General features: G+C 69.2%; 16 protein-coding genes. 11 read left to right on the forward strand and 5 right to left on the reverse strand.

The window, feature by feature from the left end:
* Position 1: 1 nt before the first annotated feature.
* Positions 2–967 carry a helix-turn-helix transcriptional regulator gene (locus tag ACFOSH_RS43035; RefSeq protein WP_378247406.1) on the reverse strand — a complete coding sequence of 322 codons (966 nt, stop codon included), beginning with the start codon at positions 965–967 and terminating at the stop codon, positions 2–4.
* Between the two features lie 119 nt (positions 968–1,086).
* Between ACFOSH_RS43035 and argC the strand changes: the two genes are divergently transcribed.
* From argC to argH, 8 genes are all read left to right on the forward strand, one after another.
* Positions 1,087–2,115: an N-acetyl-gamma-glutamyl-phosphate reductase gene (gene argC, locus ACFOSH_RS43040; RefSeq protein WP_378247408.1), complete on the forward strand. Its 1,029-nt coding sequence runs from the start codon at positions 1,087–1,089 to the stop codon at positions 2,113–2,115.
* A complete protein-coding gene (gene argJ, locus ACFOSH_RS43045; RefSeq protein ID WP_378247410.1) occupies positions 2,112–3,272 on the forward strand; it encodes a bifunctional glutamate N-acetyltransferase/amino-acid acetyltransferase ArgJ in 1,161 nt (386 codons plus the stop codon). Before argC ends, argJ begins: the two co-directional genes overlap by 4 nt.
* Positions 3,269–4,189, forward strand: coding sequence for an acetylglutamate kinase (gene argB, locus ACFOSH_RS43050; protein ID WP_378247412.1), 921 nt, complete (start codon positions 3,269–3,271; stop codon positions 4,187–4,189). The genes argJ and argB overlap by 4 nt, the downstream gene beginning before the upstream one ends.
* Positions 4,186–5,379, forward strand: a complete 1,194-nt coding sequence (locus tag ACFOSH_RS43055) for an acetylornithine transaminase (RefSeq protein WP_378247414.1) — start codon at positions 4,186–4,188, stop codon at positions 5,377–5,379. Before argB ends, ACFOSH_RS43055 begins: the two co-directional genes overlap by 4 nt.
* A gap of 14 nt (positions 5,380–5,393) precedes the next feature.
* A complete protein-coding gene (gene argF / locus ACFOSH_RS43060) occupies positions 5,394–6,320 on the forward strand; it encodes an ornithine carbamoyltransferase (protein WP_378247416.1) in 927 nt (308 codons plus the stop codon).
* A 73-nt stretch (positions 6,321–6,393) separates the two neighbouring features.
* The gene (locus tag ACFOSH_RS43065) at positions 6,394–6,915 is read left to right on the forward strand and encodes an arginine repressor (protein WP_020629635.1); all 522 of its coding nucleotides are present in this window, start codon (positions 6,394–6,396) and stop codon (positions 6,913–6,915) included.
* Positions 6,905–7,258, forward strand: coding sequence for an argininosuccinate synthase (locus ACFOSH_RS43070; RefSeq protein ID WP_378247418.1), 354 nt, complete (start codon positions 6,905–6,907; stop codon positions 7,256–7,258). Before ACFOSH_RS43065 ends, ACFOSH_RS43070 begins: the two co-directional genes overlap by 11 nt.
* Positions 7,259–7,285: 27 nt before the next feature.
* Positions 7,286–8,701, forward strand: a complete 1,416-nt coding sequence (gene argH / locus ACFOSH_RS43075; protein ID WP_378247420.1) for an argininosuccinate lyase — start codon at positions 7,286–7,288, stop codon at positions 8,699–8,701.
* A 66-nt stretch (positions 8,702–8,767) separates the two neighbouring features.
* Here the strand turns inward: argH and ACFOSH_RS43080 are convergent, their stop codons facing one another.
* Complete coding sequence (locus ACFOSH_RS43080) at positions 8,768–9,463, reverse strand: TetR/AcrR family transcriptional regulator (RefSeq protein WP_378247422.1); 696 nt, start codon at positions 9,461–9,463, stop codon at positions 8,768–8,770.
* A gap of 27 nt (positions 9,464–9,490) precedes the next feature.
* Here ACFOSH_RS43080 and ACFOSH_RS43085 point away from each other — a divergent pair, with 27 nt between their 5' ends.
* Positions 9,491–10,852, forward strand: coding sequence for a serine hydrolase domain-containing protein (locus ACFOSH_RS43085; protein ID WP_378247424.1), 1,362 nt, complete (start codon positions 9,491–9,493; stop codon positions 10,850–10,852).
* Here ACFOSH_RS43085 and ACFOSH_RS43090 read toward each other — a convergent pair whose 3' ends face one another.
* Genes ACFOSH_RS43090 through ACFOSH_RS43100 form a run of 3 tightly spaced genes read right to left on the reverse strand, consistent with a single transcriptional unit; the run spans position 10,853 to position 12,731 of the window.
* Complete coding sequence (locus tag ACFOSH_RS43090; RefSeq protein WP_378247426.1) at positions 10,853–11,488, reverse strand: TetR/AcrR family transcriptional regulator; 636 nt, start codon at positions 11,486–11,488, stop codon at positions 10,853–10,855.
* On the reverse strand, positions 11,488–12,159 hold the full coding sequence (locus ACFOSH_RS43095) for a DUF4166 domain-containing protein (protein WP_378247428.1): 672 nt from the start codon (positions 12,157–12,159) through the stop codon (positions 11,488–11,490). Before ACFOSH_RS43095 ends, ACFOSH_RS43090 begins: the two co-directional genes overlap by 1 nt.
* The gene (locus ACFOSH_RS43100; protein WP_378247430.1) at positions 12,156–12,731 is read right to left on the reverse strand and encodes an SRPBCC family protein; all 576 of its coding nucleotides are present in this window, start codon (positions 12,729–12,731) and stop codon (positions 12,156–12,158) included. Before ACFOSH_RS43100 ends, ACFOSH_RS43095 begins: the two co-directional genes overlap by 4 nt.
* 132 nt (positions 12,732–12,863) lie before the next feature.
* On the opposite strand from ACFOSH_RS43100, the gene ACFOSH_RS43105 reads away from it, so the two are divergent.
* Entirely contained in the window at positions 12,864–13,499 is a 636-nt protein-coding gene (locus tag ACFOSH_RS43105; protein ID WP_378247444.1) for a DNA-3-methyladenine glycosylase, read from the forward strand.
* 32 nt (positions 13,500–13,531) lie between these two features.
* Positions 13,532–14,806 carry a tyrosine--tRNA ligase gene (tyrS, locus tag ACFOSH_RS43110; protein ID WP_378247432.1) on the forward strand — a complete coding sequence of 425 codons (1,275 nt, stop codon included), beginning with the start codon at positions 13,532–13,534 and terminating at the stop codon, positions 14,804–14,806.
* The last annotated feature ends 303 nt before the right edge of the window (positions 14,807–15,109 follow it).

Raw genomic sequence — 15,109 nt, forward strand, 5'->3', positions numbered from 1 at the left:
ATCAGTCCACTGTGGAGTTCGTGCCGCGGCCGGCTCGCGCGGCCATCTCCCGGAGGTGGCCGATCAGCTCCGGTGGTTCGTGCACGGTGAATTCGCAACCGAGCCCGAGGATCCTGAACGCGAGCCAGTCCAGGGTGTCCGTGCCCGCGTTCAGGACGCAGGTCTCGTCGTCGATCGGTTCGAGTTCGCCGACGTTGTCCCCGATCGCGGGGGCGACCCGGCTCATCGGCGCGTGCAAGGTCACGCGTGCGCTGTAGGTGGGAAGGAGGCTGTACATCCTGTCGGTGACATAGGCCGCCACGTCCTCCGCGGGTGGCTGTCTCGGAGTGGCACGGCCGCCGGTCGCTCGCGGCTCGGAGATCCGGTCCGCGCGGAAGATCCGCCAGTCGTCCCGGTCGAGGTCGTAGCCGAGCAGGTACCAACGGCGCCCGGCCGAGACGAGCCGGTGCGGTTCGACGTGCCGCCGGGATTCGGTTCCTTCGCCGGTGCGGTAGGCGAATCGTGTCCGCTCGGTGTTGGCGATCGCGCCCGCGAAGACGGTGAGGTGTTCCGGATCCACCGGGGGTCCTGTGCCGGGCAGCGGCACGGTCGCGGCGCCCAGCGCGCCGACGCGGTAACGCAGCCGCGAGGGCAGGACCTGCTCGAGTTTCGCCAGCACCCGCACCGAAGACTCCTCGATACCCGAGATCGCCTGCCCGGCGGCGCCCCGGAGACCGACCGCGATCGCGACGGCCTCGTCGTCGTCGAGCAGCAGTGGCGGCATCGCCGCGCCCGCGCCCAGCCGGTAGCCGCCCTCGGAGCCTCGCGACGCCTCGACGGGGTAACCGAGCTCGCGCAGGCGGTCGATGTCGCGCCGGATGGTCCGGGGACTGACCTCCAGCCTGTCCGCGAGCTCGCTGCCAGGCCACTCACGAGGAGTCTGCAAGAGCGACAGCAGGCTGAGCAGCCGGGCGGGCGTGTCCGTCATACGGCAAGGATGCCCCGTATAGAGGACAGAGGATGGCCTATATCGGGGGTGAGCCACGCGACAGCGTTCGAGGAGGCTTCCGTTTGATTGAACTTGCATGACTGTGCATAATCATACGTATGACGGTGAAGATCGCGGTGGCCGGAGCCAGCGGGTACGCGGGTGGCGAACTCCTGCGCCTGCTGCTGACCCATCCCGAAATCCAGATCGGCGCGCTCACCGCGGCCAGCTCCGCGGGGACGCCGCTCGGCCGGCACCAGCCGCACCTCGCGCCGCTGGCGGACCGTGTCCTCCTGGAGACGACCCCGGACACCCTGGCCGGGCACGACGTCGTCTTCCTCGCCCTGCCACACGGCCACTCCGGGGGCATCGCCGCCCAGCTGGGCCCGGACGTCCTGGTGGTCGACCTCGGCGCCGACCACCGTCTCTCGGACGCGGCCGACTGGCAGCGCTGGTACGGCGGTGACCACGCCGGGCAATGGCCGTACGGGCTCCCTGAGCTCCCCGGTGCCCGCGAGCGCCTCGCCGGGGCCAAGCGCGTCGCGGTCCCCGGCTGTTTCCCGACCGGCGGTTCGATCGCCCTCGCCCCGGCACTCGCCGCGGGCCTGGTCGAGCCGGAGGTCAATGTCGTCGCCGTGACAGGGACCTCGGGCGCGGGCAAGAGCCTCAAACCGAACCTCCTCGGTTCGGAGGTGATGGGTTCGGCCAGCGCGTACGGCGTCGGCGGCGCCCACCGCCACACCCCCGAGTTCGCGCAGAACCTCTCGGCGGTCTCGGGCGAGCGGGTCAAGGTCTCGTTCACCCCCGTGCTGGCCCCGATGCCGCGCGGGATCCTCACCACCGCGAGCGCGGCCCTCAAGGCCGACCTGGACGCCGACGGCGCCCGCGAGCTCTACGAGAAGGCGTACGCCGCCGAGCCGTTCGTCCAGCTGCTGCCCGAAGGCCGGTGGCCGTCGACGGCCTCGGTGGTCGGCTCGAACAACGTCCAGCTGCAGGTCACCGTCGACGCCGACACCCGGCGCCTGATCGTGGTCGCGGCCATCGACAACCTGACCAAGGGCACCGCGGGAGGCGCCGTCCAGTCGATGAACATCGCACTCGGCCTCCCCGAAACCACCGGACTTCCGACCGTAGGAGTGGCTCCGTGACCGTCACCCAGCCGAAGGGATTCCGCGCCGCGGGCGTCGCCGCCGGGATCAAGGCCGAGGGCAAGCTCGACCTCGCGCTCGTCGTCAACGACGGGCCGCTGCAGGTCGCGGCCGGCGTGTTCACGCGCAACGTGATCAAGGCCGCGCCCGTCCTGTGGTCGCAAGAGGTACTCAAACAGCAGCGCCTCAAGGCCGTCGTCCTCAACTCCGGGGGCGCGAACGCCGCCACCGGCCCCGGTGGTTTCCAGGACACCCACCAGACCGCCGAGAAGGTCGCCGGGCTCTTCGAAGCAGGCGCGATCGAGGTCGCGGTCTGTTCGACCGGTCTGATCGGTGAGCGGCTTCCGATGGACACGCTGCTTTCCGGCGTGGACACCGCCTTCGCGAAACTTGGCACCGGCTCCGAAGCCGACCTCAACGCCGCCACCGCGGTCATGACCACCGACAGCAAGCCGAAGCAAGCTGTCGCGAAGCACGACAGCGGCTGGAGTGTCGGCGGGTTCGCCAAGGGCGCGGGCATGCTCGCCCCGAACCTCGCGACAATGCTCTCCGTCCTCACCACCGACGCGGTCGCCACCCCCGAAGTCCTCGACAGGGCTCTGCGCGCCGCCACCGGTGTCACCTTCGACAGGCTCGACGTCGACGGCGGCACCTCCACCAACGACACCGTGCTCGTCCTCGCCTCCGGCGCCAGCGGCGTCGAACCGACCGAGGCCGAACTGACCGAACTGCTCACCGCCGTCAGCCTCGACCTCGTGCTGCAACTGCGCGCGGACTCCGAAGGCGCGACCAAGTACGTCGACGTCACGGTCACCGGCGCGGCGAACGAGGCGGACGCCATCGCCGTCGGCCGGACGATCGCCGAGGACAACCTGGTCAAGACCGCGCTGTTCGGTTCGGACCCGAACTGGGGCCGCATCGCCATGGCGCTGGGCCGGGTGCCCGCGGAGATCGACCCGGAGAAGGTCGCCATCACGATCAACGGCGTCACCCTGTTCGCCAAGGGCACCCCCGCGGCGGACCGCTCCGAGGCGGATCTCTCGGGCCGCGACATCCGGATCGTCGTCGACCTCGGCCTCGGCGAAGGGGAGTCGACGATCTACACGACCGACCTCTCGCACGCGTACGTCGAAGAGAACAGCGCGTACTCGTCATGAGCCCTTCCGAATCCACGGTCCCCGCGGACGAACGGCTCGCGACGGCCGCCGAGAAGGCCTCGATCCTCATCGAAGCCCTGCCCTGGCTGCAGCGCTTCCACGGTGCCACCGTCGTGGTGAAGTACGGCGGCAACGCCATGATCGACGACAGTCTCAAGCAGGCCTTTGCCGAGGACATGGTGTTCCTGCGCATGGCCGGGCTGCGTCCGGTGGTGGTGCACGGCGGCGGCCCGCAGATCACCGCGATGCTCAACCGGCTCGGCGTCGAAGGCGAGTTCAAGGGCGGCCTGCGCGTGACCACGCCCGAGACCATGGACATCGTCCGCATGGTGCTGACCGGCCAGGTCAGCCGCGAACTGGTCGGGCTGATCAACGCGCACGGCCCGTACGCGGTCGGTATCTCCGGCGAGGACGCGCGGCTGTTCACCGCCGAGCGCAAACAGGCCACTGTGGACGGCGTGCCGGTCGACATCGGGCTCGTCGGCGAGGTCTCCGAGGTCAACCCGGACGCGGTGCTCGACATCGTCAACGCCGGCCGGATCCCGGTGGTGTCCACCGTGGCCCCGGACGTAGACGGTGTCGTGCACAACATCAACGCCGACACCGCCGCCGGCGCGCTGGCCGCCGCGCTGGGCGCGGAGAAGCTCGTCGTCCTCACCGACGTCGAAGGCCTCTACGCCAACTGGCCGGACCGCGGTTCGCTGGTCGACAGGATCCGTGTGGACCGGCTGGAGACCCTGTTGCCCGGTCTCGCCAGCGGCATGATCCCGAAGATGGAGGCCTGTGTACGCGCCATCCGCGGCGGCGTCCGCCGCGCGCACGTGATCGACGGCCGCATCGCCCATTCGGTGCTGTTGGAGGTCTTCACCTCCCGCGGCATCGGTACCATGGTCTTCCCCGAAACGGAGCTTCCGTGACCAGCCTCAAGTCCAATGTAGACGGCCAGGAGCATTGGAAGTCGTCCCTCATGGACAACTACGGCACCCCGGCGCTGACCCTGGTCCGCGGCGAGGGCGCGAAGGTCTGGGACGCCGACGGCAAGCCATACGTCGACCTGCTGGGCGGGATCGCGGTCAACGCGCTGGGCCACGCCCACCCCGCCGTGGTCGCCGCGGTCTCCGAACAGGTCGCGAAACTCGGCCACACCTCGAACCTCTACGTGAACCCTGTCGTCGTCGAGCTCGCCGAAGCCCTCCTGGACGTCGCCGGCCTGTCCGGCAACGCGAAGGTGCTCTTCGTCAACTCCGGCGCGGAGGCCAACGAAGCCGCCCTCAAGATCAGCAGGCTCACCGGGCGGACCAAGGTCGTCGCCTGTGAAGGCGCCTTCCACGGCCGCACCATGGGCGCGCTGACGCTGACCGGCCAGCCGTCGAAGCGGGACCCGTTCGCGCCGCTGGTTCCGGGCGTCACCCACGTTCCCTACGGTGACATCGACGCGCTTCGCGCCGCGGTGGACAGCGAAACGGCGGCGGTGTTCCTCGAGCCGATCCTCGGGGAGGCGGGTGTCGTCCCGGCGCCGGACGGCTACCTCCAAGCAGCCCGGGAGATCACCAAGGCGACCGGGACCCTGCTGGTCCTCGACGAGGTGCAGACCGGGATCGGCCGCACCGGCGCGTGGTTCGCGTTCCAGCACGCCGGCATCGTCCCGGACCTCATCACCTTGGCGAAGGGACTCGGCGGCGGCCTGCCCCTCGGCGCTGTCATCGGCGTCGGCGAGGCAGGCGATCTGGTGAAGCCGGGGCACCATGGGACCACCTTCGGCGGCAACCCGATCTGCTGCGCCGCCGGGCTCGCCGTGCTCAAGACCATCGCCAAGGACAACCTGAACGACCATGTTTCCGCGCTGGGCAAGGACATCGCCTCCCGCATCGAGGAGCTCGGCCATCCGCTGGTGGCCGGGGTCCGCGGTGCCGGGCTGCTGCTCGGCATCGCGTTGCGCGAACCGGTCTCGGCGGCGGTCGCCAAGGCCGCGCAGGACGCGGGATACCTGGTCAACCCGATCGCCCCGGACACCATCCGGCTGGCACCGCCGCTGATCCTGAGCGCCGACGAGGCCGCGGGATTCCTCGAAGCCCTTCCCGGGGCGCTCGATTCCACCACCACCTAGGACTGAGACGAAACATGCTCCGCAACTTTCTCCGCGACGACGATCTCAGCCCTGCCGAACAGGCCGAGATCCTGGACCTCGCCGACCAGCTGAAGGCCGAGCCGCTGAGCTCCCGCGCGCTGGAGGGCAAATCCGTCGCGGCGATCTTCGAGAAGAACTCCACCCGGACCCGGTTCTCGTTCGAGGTGGGTATCTCCCAGCTCGGCGGTAACCCCGTGATCGTCGACGGGCGCTCGATGCAGCTCGGACGCGAAGAGACCATCGAGGACACTTCGCGGGTGCTTTCGCGGTACCTGGACGCCATCGTCTGGCGGACCTTCGCCCAGAAGCGCATCGACGCGATGGCGTCGGCGGCGAGCATCCCGGTGATCAACGCGCTCACCGACGAGTTCCACCCGTGCCAGGCGCTCACCGACCTGATGACCATCCGTGAGCGCAAGGGCAAGCTCGCCGGGCTCACCCTGGTCTACCTCGGTGACGGCGCGAACAACATGGCGCATTCGCTGCTGCTGGCCGGAACGACGGCCGGGATGCACGTCCGGGTCGTCTCGCCGGAGGGCTTCCAGCCGGATCAGCAGGTCATGCTCGACGCCAAACACCGTTCGAGTGAAACCGGCGGCAGCACCACGGTCTTCACCGACCCGTACGCCGCCGTCGAAGGCGCGGACGTCGTCGTCACCGACACCTGGACCTCGATGGGCCAGGAGAACGACGGCCTCGACCGGGTCGGCCCGTTCCGTGAGCTGCAGGTCAACGCCGCGCTCATGCGCCGCGCCGCGGACGAGGCGATCGTGCTGCACTGCCTGCCCGCGCACCGCGGCTGGGAGATCACCGACGAGGTCATCGACGGCCCGTCGAGCGCGGTCTGGGACGAGGCCGAGAACCGGCTGCACGCGCAGAAGGCGCTGCTGGTCTGGCTGCTGGGCAAGGAGGCATCGTGAGCCACACTGGCGAAGCCTCGCTCGCGCATGCCGACCGGGTGCGGGTGTCCCGCACTGGCACAGAGAAGCGACGATGACCGGCAGCAGAGTCACCCGGCAGGCCCGGATCAACGAACTCGTGTCGTCGATGGCCATCCGCAGCCAGACGGAGCTCGCGAAGCTCCTGGCGGCGGAAGGGATCGACGTCACCCAGGCGACGTTGTCGCGAGACCTCGACGAACTGGGCGCGGTGAAGCTGCGGGGCGCCGATTCCGGCGCGCCGGTGTACGTCATCCCGGAGGACGGCAGCCCGGTGCGCGGGGTGCAGGGCGGCACGTCCCGGCTTTCGCGGTTGCTCGCCGAACTGCTCGTTTCGGCGGACTCGTCGGGGAATCTGACGGTGCTGCGCACCCCGCCGGGCGCGGCGCAGTTCCTCGCCAGCGCCATCGACAGGGCGGCGCTGGAGGAGGTCGTCGGTTCGATCGCCGGCGACGACACGGTCGCGGTGATCGCGAGGGAACCACTGTCCGGCAAGGACCTGGCCGAGCGTTTCATGGCGCTGGCCCGACGGTCGTCCACTGTGGACGGCGGTGAGGAGACCGAAGGTGACGCCTGACGGGTTCGCCTTCCCGGACGATCCGGAGAAGCTGGTCATCACCTTCGACGAAGGGGTGCCTGTCGCGATCGACGGGGAGACCGTGACGCTGCTGGAGGCCTTCCAGCAGCTGAACCGCCGTGTCGGCGCCTTCGGGCTCAGCGGGCGCGAGATCTACGATGGTCCTGCCGCGCTCGCGCTGGTCAGCGCGTACGAGGAACTGAGAAAAGTCACCATCGGGCAGGTGTCCGGCGAGGTTTGCCTGCTCCTGCACCGCGGGAACGTGGTCGTGAACTCGGCGCGCGACGAGCGCGCGCTGTACGACTTCACCACAGGCGCTACCTTCGACCGGTCAGTCGCCTGAAACAAACCAAGGAATTCGAGGAGTGTCGTGAGCGGGAATGAGCAGCCGGTGCAGCTGTGGGGCGGCCGGTTCGCCAGCGGGCCGGCGGAGGCGATGGCGGCGCTGAGCGCGTCGACCCATTTCGACTGGCGGCTGGCGCCGTACGACATCGCCGGGTCGCGGGCCCACGCGCGAGTGCTGCGGAAGGCGGGGCTGCTCACCGATGACGAGCTGACCGGCATGCTCGCCGCGCTGGACACTCTCGCGCAGGACGTCGCTTCGGGCGCGTTCACCCCGACTGTCGCCGACGAGGACGTCCACACCGCGCTCGAACGCGGTCTGCTGGAGCGGGCGGGCACCGAACTCGGCGGCAAGCTGCGGGCGGGCCGTTCGCGCAACGACCAGGTCGCGACCCTGTTCCGGATGTGGCTGCGGGACGCCGCCCGCCGGGTGGTCGCCGGCACCCTCGGCGTCGTCGACGCGCTGGTTTCGCAGGCGAAGCGGCACCCGGACGCGATCCTCCCGGGTCGCACCCACCTGCAGCACGCCCAGCCGGTCCTGCTGGCGCACCACCTGCTCGCGCACGGCCAGTCGTTGCTGCGCGATGTCACCCGACTGCGTGACTGGGACGCTCGCACCGCCGAGTCGCCTTATGGTTCCGGCGCGCTCGCGGGCTCGTCGCTCGGACTCGACCCCGAAGCCGTGGCCGCGGAACTGGGGTTCGACACCAGTGTCGACAACTCCATCGACGGCACCGCCTCGCGGGACTTCGTCGCCGAGTTCGCCTTCGACGTCGCGATGCTCGCGGTCAACCTGTCCAGGATCGCCGAAGAGGTGATCATCTGGAACACCGCCGAGTTCGGCTACGTCACTCTCGACGACGCCTGGGCGACGGGCAGTTCGATCATGCCGCAGAAGAAGAACCCGGACGTCGCCGAGCTGACTCGCGGCAAGGCCGGGCGGCTCATCGGCAATCTGACCGGTCTGCTCGCGACGCTCAAGGCGCAGCCGCTCGCGTACAACCGTGACCTGCAGGAGGACAAGGAACCGGTCTTCGACTCCGTCGAGCAGCTGGAACTGCTGTTCCCGGCGATCGCGGGCATGCTCGAGACGCTGACTTTCCACACCGACAGGCTCGCCGAACTGGCGCCCGCCGGTTTCACTCTCGCCACGGACATCGCCGAATGGCTGGTGCGCCAAGGGGTTCCGTTCCGCGTCGCGCACGAAGCGGCGGGGGAGAGCGTCCGCGTCGCCGAGGGCCGCGGTGTCGGCCTCGACGAACTGACCGACGAAGAGTTCGAGAAGATCAACCCGGCCCTGACGCCCGCCGTGCGCGAGGTGCTGACCGTCGAGGGCTCGGTGAGTTCGCGCGACGCCCGTGGCGGTACCGCTCCGGCGCGGGTCGCCGAGCAGCGCGACCGGCTGGTCGCGCGGGTCACCGAACACCGCTCCTGGCTCGGCTGAGCGGTCTCAAGCGCGTGAAGGCCCCCTTCCCTCGGCTGAGCCGAGGGAAGGGGGCCTTCACGCGCATCAGGGAAGTCTCGTCGTCAGGCCGTCGAGGACGCAGTCGAGGCCGCGCTCGAAGTCCGCGTCGTTGATCTTGTCGGGTTCATGGTCCCGTTGGGCGGCGTAGAGCTTCTTGAGCCGCGGATGGTCCTGGACCGCTTGTTCGGCCGCGGGCCACAGCCGGTCTTTCCATTCCTGCTCGCTCTGCCCGCTGCGCTTGAGCGTCGTGAGCCACGCGGCCTCGCTGGTGGCTCGTCCGACGACGAACGCCATCACCGTGTTCCACGCCAGGTCGGCGTCGTCCAGCGAGAAACCGGCGTCCTCGAACAGCGCCAGCGCCGACTCCGACAGCCTCAGGACGTTCGGTCCCAGGTACGCCACCCCCGCCTCGCCGAGCAGCGAGCCGATCCACGGATGGCGGAGGAACACCGAGCGCAGATCGCGCGCGAACCGTGTCGCCTCCGCTCGCCATGAACCCGGATCCGGAAGCGTGACCTCGCCGTAGACCTCGTCGACGACCAGTTCGACCAGCTCGTCCTTACTGGCCACGTGCGTGTACATCGACGCGGCGGCCACGCCGAGCCGGACTCCGAGCTTCCGCATGCTCAGCGCCTCGATGCCCTCGGCGTCGAGGAGTTCGATCGCCGTGGCGACGATCTGTTCCCGGCTCAGCGACGGCTGCTCCCGCTTTCGCTTCGGGGGACGCGCCCACACGGACATCCGCATTCCTTCCGTACAGTGTTCAGTATGCCTAACAGTGTACGGAAGACTTTCGACCATGCCCACTGGCAGTCCAGGCTCGACGACCTGCGGGCGGAGCACCGCGTTCCGGGCGCGACCCTCGCGGTACTCGTGAACGGCGAGATCCACGAACTGGCCAGCGGGATCCTGCACCGGGGAACCGGCGTGGAAGTGACCATCGATTCGATCTTCCAGCTCGGCTCGATCGCGAAGGTCTACACGGCCGCGTTGGTGCTGGGGCTGGCCGAGGAAGGGCGTCTGGACCTCGACGCGCCGGTCGTCGAGGTGCTGCCGGAGTTCGCGACGGTGGATCCGGAGGCGACGAAGACCATCACCGCCCGGCAGCTGCTCAGTCACACCGGCGGGCTCACCTGCGACTTCGTCGAAGACACCGGACGCGGCGACGACTGCCTGGCCAAGTACGTCGAGGCGGTCAGGGGAGTGACGCTCGACTGCCCGCCGGGCACGGCCGCGTCCTACAGCAGCGTCGGGTACGCCGTGCTCGGCCGGATCGTGGAGGTACTCACCGGGCTGACCTGGGACGACGCCTTGCGAGAGCGGCTCATCACGCCGCTCGGACTCACCGAGACGATGACCCTGCCCGAAGAGGCCTTGCGATTCCGGGTGGCGATGGGACATCTCGGTCAAGACCCGGAACCGACGGCCGCCTGGGATCTCCTCCCGCGGAACGCCGGTCCCTACGGGCGGGTCCTCGCCACCGCGGGCGACGTCGTCCGGTTCGCTCGAACACTGCTGGACGGGACTCCCGTGCTCTCCGCGGAGACAGTGACCGCGATGCGGCGTCGCGAAGTCGAAGTGCCCGACAAGTGGACGCTCGGCTCCGACGGCTGGGGGCTCGGCCTGTCGATCCACGACTGGAACGGCGTTTCCGGCTTCGGGCACAACGGATCGTCGATCGGGCAGCGCTCGTACCTGCGGGTGGTCCCGGATGCGGGTCTGGCCTTCGCCCTGCTCACCAACCACGGCACGACCGACAGGCTGTACACGGAGCTGTCGCGGGAACTGCTCGGTGAGCTCGCCGGCGTCCAGGTGCCCGCCGACTTCGCGCCGCCGCCGTCGCCGCCCTTGATGGACGTCGCGCCCTTCGCCGGCACCTATCGCCGCGAAGGAGTCATCATCACCGTCACGGAGACCGAGGGGAAGCTGCACTTCGTCTACGAATTCGCTGACGGGCTCAAGGGAATCGCCCCGGCGATCGAGACGGAACTCGTGCCCGTGTCGGAGACCGTCTTCGCCGGGATGAACCCGATGTTCGGCGACGACTGGATGCCGGTGCTGTTCACGAAACTCCCCGACGGCACCGACTGCTGCTACACCAGCATGCGGGTGGCGCCGAGGATCGCGTAGCTACTTCTTCGCGGTCTTCCGGAGTTTCGCGCGCACCGCGCGGGTGGCGACCGGGCCGAGCCCTTCGAGGACGTCGACCAGCACCGCCAGCTGTGCCAGCGCCGTCAGGGCTTGCTCGGCGCCTTCCGGATCCACCGACTCGAACAGCGTCAGGCCGAGGAAACCGGCGGAGACCGCGTGGGCGAGCCCCTCGGTCTCCGCCAGTTCGAGCACCGGTGAACCGGCCAGCACGCGGTCGAGGGTCTTCCGGACCTCGCGGACCCATTTGTCCAGCGCCTGCCGCGTCGCCTCGGCCAGCCGCCCGCCGCCCTGCGCGCCGGCGAGGGTCTGGGCGAGGACGGCCATGTTCCCCTCGGCCCGTTCCTCGGTGTGGATGGTCCGGCCCAGCTCCAGCAGTTCGCCCAGCGTGGTCACCGCGGCGAACCGGTCACGGAAATGGGTGACGCGGCTTTCGGTCGCCGTCACACAGGCCTGCGCGATCAACTCCTCGACACTGCCGAAGTGGTAGAAGATCAGCGCCTGATTGGTGCCCGCCGCGGTAGCGACCGTCCTGGCCGAAACCGCGGTGATCCCGCTGGTTCGGATCGTCTCCAGCGCGCCGTCGATCAACCGCTGTTTCGTGCTCGGCCCGTTCATCAGTCCAGGACCTTCTCACGCAGGGGCTTCACCGCACCGCTCACCCCCGCCCGCAGATCGACGAACCGCGCCTCGAACGCGCCCCGATAGCCGAACAGCGGGCCGAACCGCCGGTTCGTCACCCGGATCTCGATGCGGAAGAGACCGCTCTCTTCGTCGAACCACTCGTCGACCTCGGCCACCCCGACGACGGATCGCGGCACCACGCACCTGAGCGGGCCTTCGGAGAGCCGGAACTCCTCCGACCGGATGCGGAAGCCGCCGTCCGGTCGCACCGTCAGATCGAGATCGACGGCGATGTGCTGATGCGTCCCCAGGTAATCGACGATCTTCCCGCGTTCGGCGCTGTAGATCATCTGCGCGTCGAACCGGCGCCTCCGTTCCGGCAGCTCGAAGGTGCGGACGAACGACACCGTCTCCCTGCCGAGCGAGTCGACGTACGGGTAGTTCTCGACGGTGAAGGGAATATTGCGGCCGCGCTCCGGGAACAGGATGTGCCTCGACGCGCCGAGCCACAGGAACGGCTTGGCGAACGCGGCGCCACGCCAGATCTCGTCCATCACGCCGACGCCGATCATCCCGACGCCGTTCTTCGTGCTCAGCGAGAGTCGTTCGCGCATCCGCGGATGCAACGACGCGAACTCGGCGCCCAACGCTTCTTGGAAGATCATGCCTGCTCCAGGGTGTCGAGAACGCGAGGTTCGATGCCGTCCTTGCCCGGTCGCGGGCTCCGGCGGCAGCGGCTCGCCGAGGGCGAGAGCAGGGGGAGTTCCTCCGGCGGGCCGCCTGTTTCGAGCCAGAGGCGGAGCCTGTCGAACGACCAGGCCGTCATCCAACCGAAGAGTGGCCGGAACAGCAGATCCGCGAACCTGCCGAAGACGCCCCAGCGAGTGGCGTAGTCGAAGCCGGTGACGAACCGGACGCCGTCGCCGTCCGGGGTGTAGCGCCAGTACCCCGAGCCGGACTTGATGAGGGACAGCGGATCCGCGGACGCGAACCGCAGCGCGGACGTCCGGCCGCCGTCGGGCCGCGTGCTCTCCCCGGCGTGCGTTCCGGACCCGCTGACGACCAGGCCCAGGAACTTCGTCGCGTACCGGAACCGTCCCGGCGAACCCGCGACCGGTTCGATCCGCGCGAAGCGGAGATCCCATCGTTCGTGCAGGCACGGGTCCTGCGTGTACCGCCACAGCGTGTCGAGGTCGGTGCGGATCACCGTTTCGACGTAAAGCGCTCTTCGGCTCATCGAGCCCCCTCCGGTTTGAGCGATCGCTCAAACCACTGTAGAACATGATTGAGCGATCGCTCAATACCCGATCCGTCCAGGCGGCCGGTTAGGGTTCGGTGCGGAAATCGGCGGGAACGGGGTGTGCGGAACGTGGTGACCGGCAGACAGTTCACCCGGCGGGAGCTGGCGCTGGATCCGGTGGAGCTGGCCACGCTCCTGCTCGGCGCGGTGATCGAGTCGACCGGTCCCGACGGCACGGTCGCGGTCCGCCTGGTCGAGGTCGAGGCCTATCGCGGGCTCGACGACCCCGCGTCGCACTGCTATCGCGGCAGGACCCCGCGCAACGCGGTCATGTGGGGGCCCGCGGGATATCTGTACGTGTACTTCGTCTACGGCATGCACTTCTGCGCCAACGTCGTCGGCACCGAAGACGGGCAGCCGGGCGCCGTGCTGCTGCGTGCCGGGGAGGTGGTGTCCGGTGCGGACATCGCCAAGGCGCGCAGGCCGTCGGCGCGTGGCAACGGCGAACTCGCCAAGGGCCCGGCCATCCTCACCTCGGTGCTCGGCATCGACAGGGCCGAGAACGGCGTCGACCTCACCGATCCCGCGTCACCCGTCCGGTTGTTCACCGGGGAACGGGTCCCCGAAGCGGACATCCGCACCGGGCCGCGCGTCGGCGTCGCCATGGCGATGGACACGCCGTGGCGGTTCTGGGTCGACGGATCGCCCGCGGTCTCCACCTACCGCCGGGGCGGCAAGCGACGGGCGGCCGCCCCCGGCCGATAGTCGGTTGACCTGGTGCGGGAGGATCTACAGGCGTGAGCGAGCACATCCTTGACGAGCTGACCTGGCGCGGCCTGATCGCGCAATCCACCGACACCGACGCACTGCGGCGAGACCTCGACCAAGGCCCCCTCACGCTCTATTGCGGATTCGACCCGACGGCGCCCAGCCTGCACGCCGGCAACCTGGTGCCGCTGCTGATGCTCTCGCGCTTCCAGCGCGCCGGACACCGGCCGATCGTGCTGGCCGGCGTCGCCACCGGGATGATCGGCGACCCGCGCGACACCGGTGAGCGCACCCTCAACACGCTGGACACCGTCTCCGAATGGGCCGACCGGATCCGCGGTCAGCTGGAGCGCTTCGTCGACTTCGACGACTCGCCCACCGGCGCGGTCATCGAGAACAACCTGAACTGGACCGGCAAGCAGACCGTGGTCGAGTTCCTGCGCGACGTCGGCAAGCACTTCCCGGTCAACACCATGCTGAACCGGGAGACGGTGAAGCGCCGCCTCGAAGCCGACGGCATGTCCTACACCGAGTTCAGCTACCTGCTGCTGCAGTCGCAGGACTACCTGCACCTGTACCGCGAGTACGGCTGCAAGCTGCAGATCGGCGGCTCGGACCAGTGGGGCAACCTCGTCGGCGGCGTCGACCTGATCCGCCGGACCGACGGCGGGCACACGCACGCGCTGACCGCGCCGCTGGTCACCGACACCGAGGGACGCAAGTTCGGGAAGTCCACCGGCGGCGGCAGCGTCTGGCTCGACCCGGAGATGACCTCGCCGTACGCGTGGTTCCAGTACTTCGTGAACGTCGCCGACGCCGACGTCATCCGCTACCTGCGGATGTTCTCCTTCCTCGGGCAGGAGGAGATCGCGGCGCTGGCCGAGGACACCGAACAGCGCCCCCACCTGCGGTCCGCGCAGCGGAAGCTGGCGGAGGACTTCACCACCCTGGTGCACGGCGAGGAGGCGACCCGCCAGGTCATCGCCGCCAGCCAGGCGCTGTTCGGCAGGGGAGAGCTGCGTGAGCTCGACTCGTCGACCCTCGACGCCGCCATGGCCGAGGTGCCGAACGGCAAGACGGACCCGGGTGGCGAGTCGACGATCGTCGACCTGCTGATCGCCGCCGGACTCGTCGACAGCAAGGGCGCCGCGCGCCGCACCGTCAAGGAAGGCGGCGCGTACGTCAACAACACGAAGATCGTCGACGAGGCGTGGACGCCGTCCTCGGACGACGCTCTGCACGGCCGTTGGCTCGTGGTCCGCAAGGGCAAGCGCAACGTCGCCGGCGTGCGCGTCGGGGCCTGATCGCGGCCCCGGCCCGAAACAGGGGCCTTGACCTGCGGAAACGCAGTTAAGGTACCCCCCTGTTTCGGGCCCCTGGAGGCCATGTAAAGTTCTCCAAGTCGCCAGGGAAACCGGGTGGCCGACCGGGACACGAACCAAGCTCTCGCCTCAGGCGATTGAGTGGGTGTCTCACCAAAAACTGCTAGAAATTACTGCTTCGGATAAGGCCGCGTGACTGTGGTGCGATCTGGGGTGTGTTGCTTGAGAACTCAACAGTGTGCTAGTGAACTAAGCCAGTAGAGCTTATGTATATGTAACCTCGTG

The organism is Amycolatopsis speibonae (assembly GCF_042647925.1).
In the GTDB taxonomy this organism is placed as follows: Bacteria; Actinomycetota; Actinomycetes; order Mycobacteriales; family Pseudonocardiaceae; genus Amycolatopsis; species Amycolatopsis speibonae.

Bases quoted from the DNA above. Each gene is read 5' to 3' on its own strand.
- ACFOSH_RS43035 (WP_378247406.1), bottom strand. From the start codon at position 967: ATGACGGACACGCCCGCCCGGCTGCTCAGCCTGCTGTCGCTCTTGCAG.
- argC (WP_378247408.1), top strand. From the start codon at position 1,087: ATGACGGTGAAGATCGCGGTGGCCGGAGCCAGCGGGTACGCGGGTGGC.
- argB (WP_378247412.1), top strand. From the start codon at position 3,269: ATGAGCCCTTCCGAATCCACGGTCCCCGCGGACGAACGGCTCGCGACG.
- argF (WP_378247416.1), top strand. From the start codon at position 5,394: ATGCTCCGCAACTTTCTCCGCGACGACGATCTCAGCCCTGCCGAACAG.
- ACFOSH_RS43065 (WP_020629635.1), top strand. From the start codon at position 6,394: ATGACCGGCAGCAGAGTCACCCGGCAGGCCCGGATCAACGAACTCGTG.
- ACFOSH_RS43080 (WP_378247422.1), bottom strand. From the start codon at position 9,463: ATGTCCGTGTGGGCGCGTCCCCCGAAGCGAAAGCGGGAGCAGCCGTCG.
- ACFOSH_RS43085 (WP_378247424.1), top strand. From the start codon at position 9,491: ATGCCTAACAGTGTACGGAAGACTTTCGACCATGCCCACTGGCAGTCC.
- ACFOSH_RS43090 (WP_378247426.1), bottom strand. From the start codon at position 11,488: ATGAACGGGCCGAGCACGAAACAGCGGTTGATCGACGGCGCGCTGGAG.
- ACFOSH_RS43095 (WP_378247428.1), bottom strand. From the start codon at position 12,159: ATGATCTTCCAAGAAGCGTTGGGCGCCGAGTTCGCGTCGTTGCATCCG.
- ACFOSH_RS43100 (WP_378247430.1), bottom strand. From the start codon at position 12,731: ATGAGCCGAAGAGCGCTTTACGTCGAAACGGTGATCCGCACCGACCTC.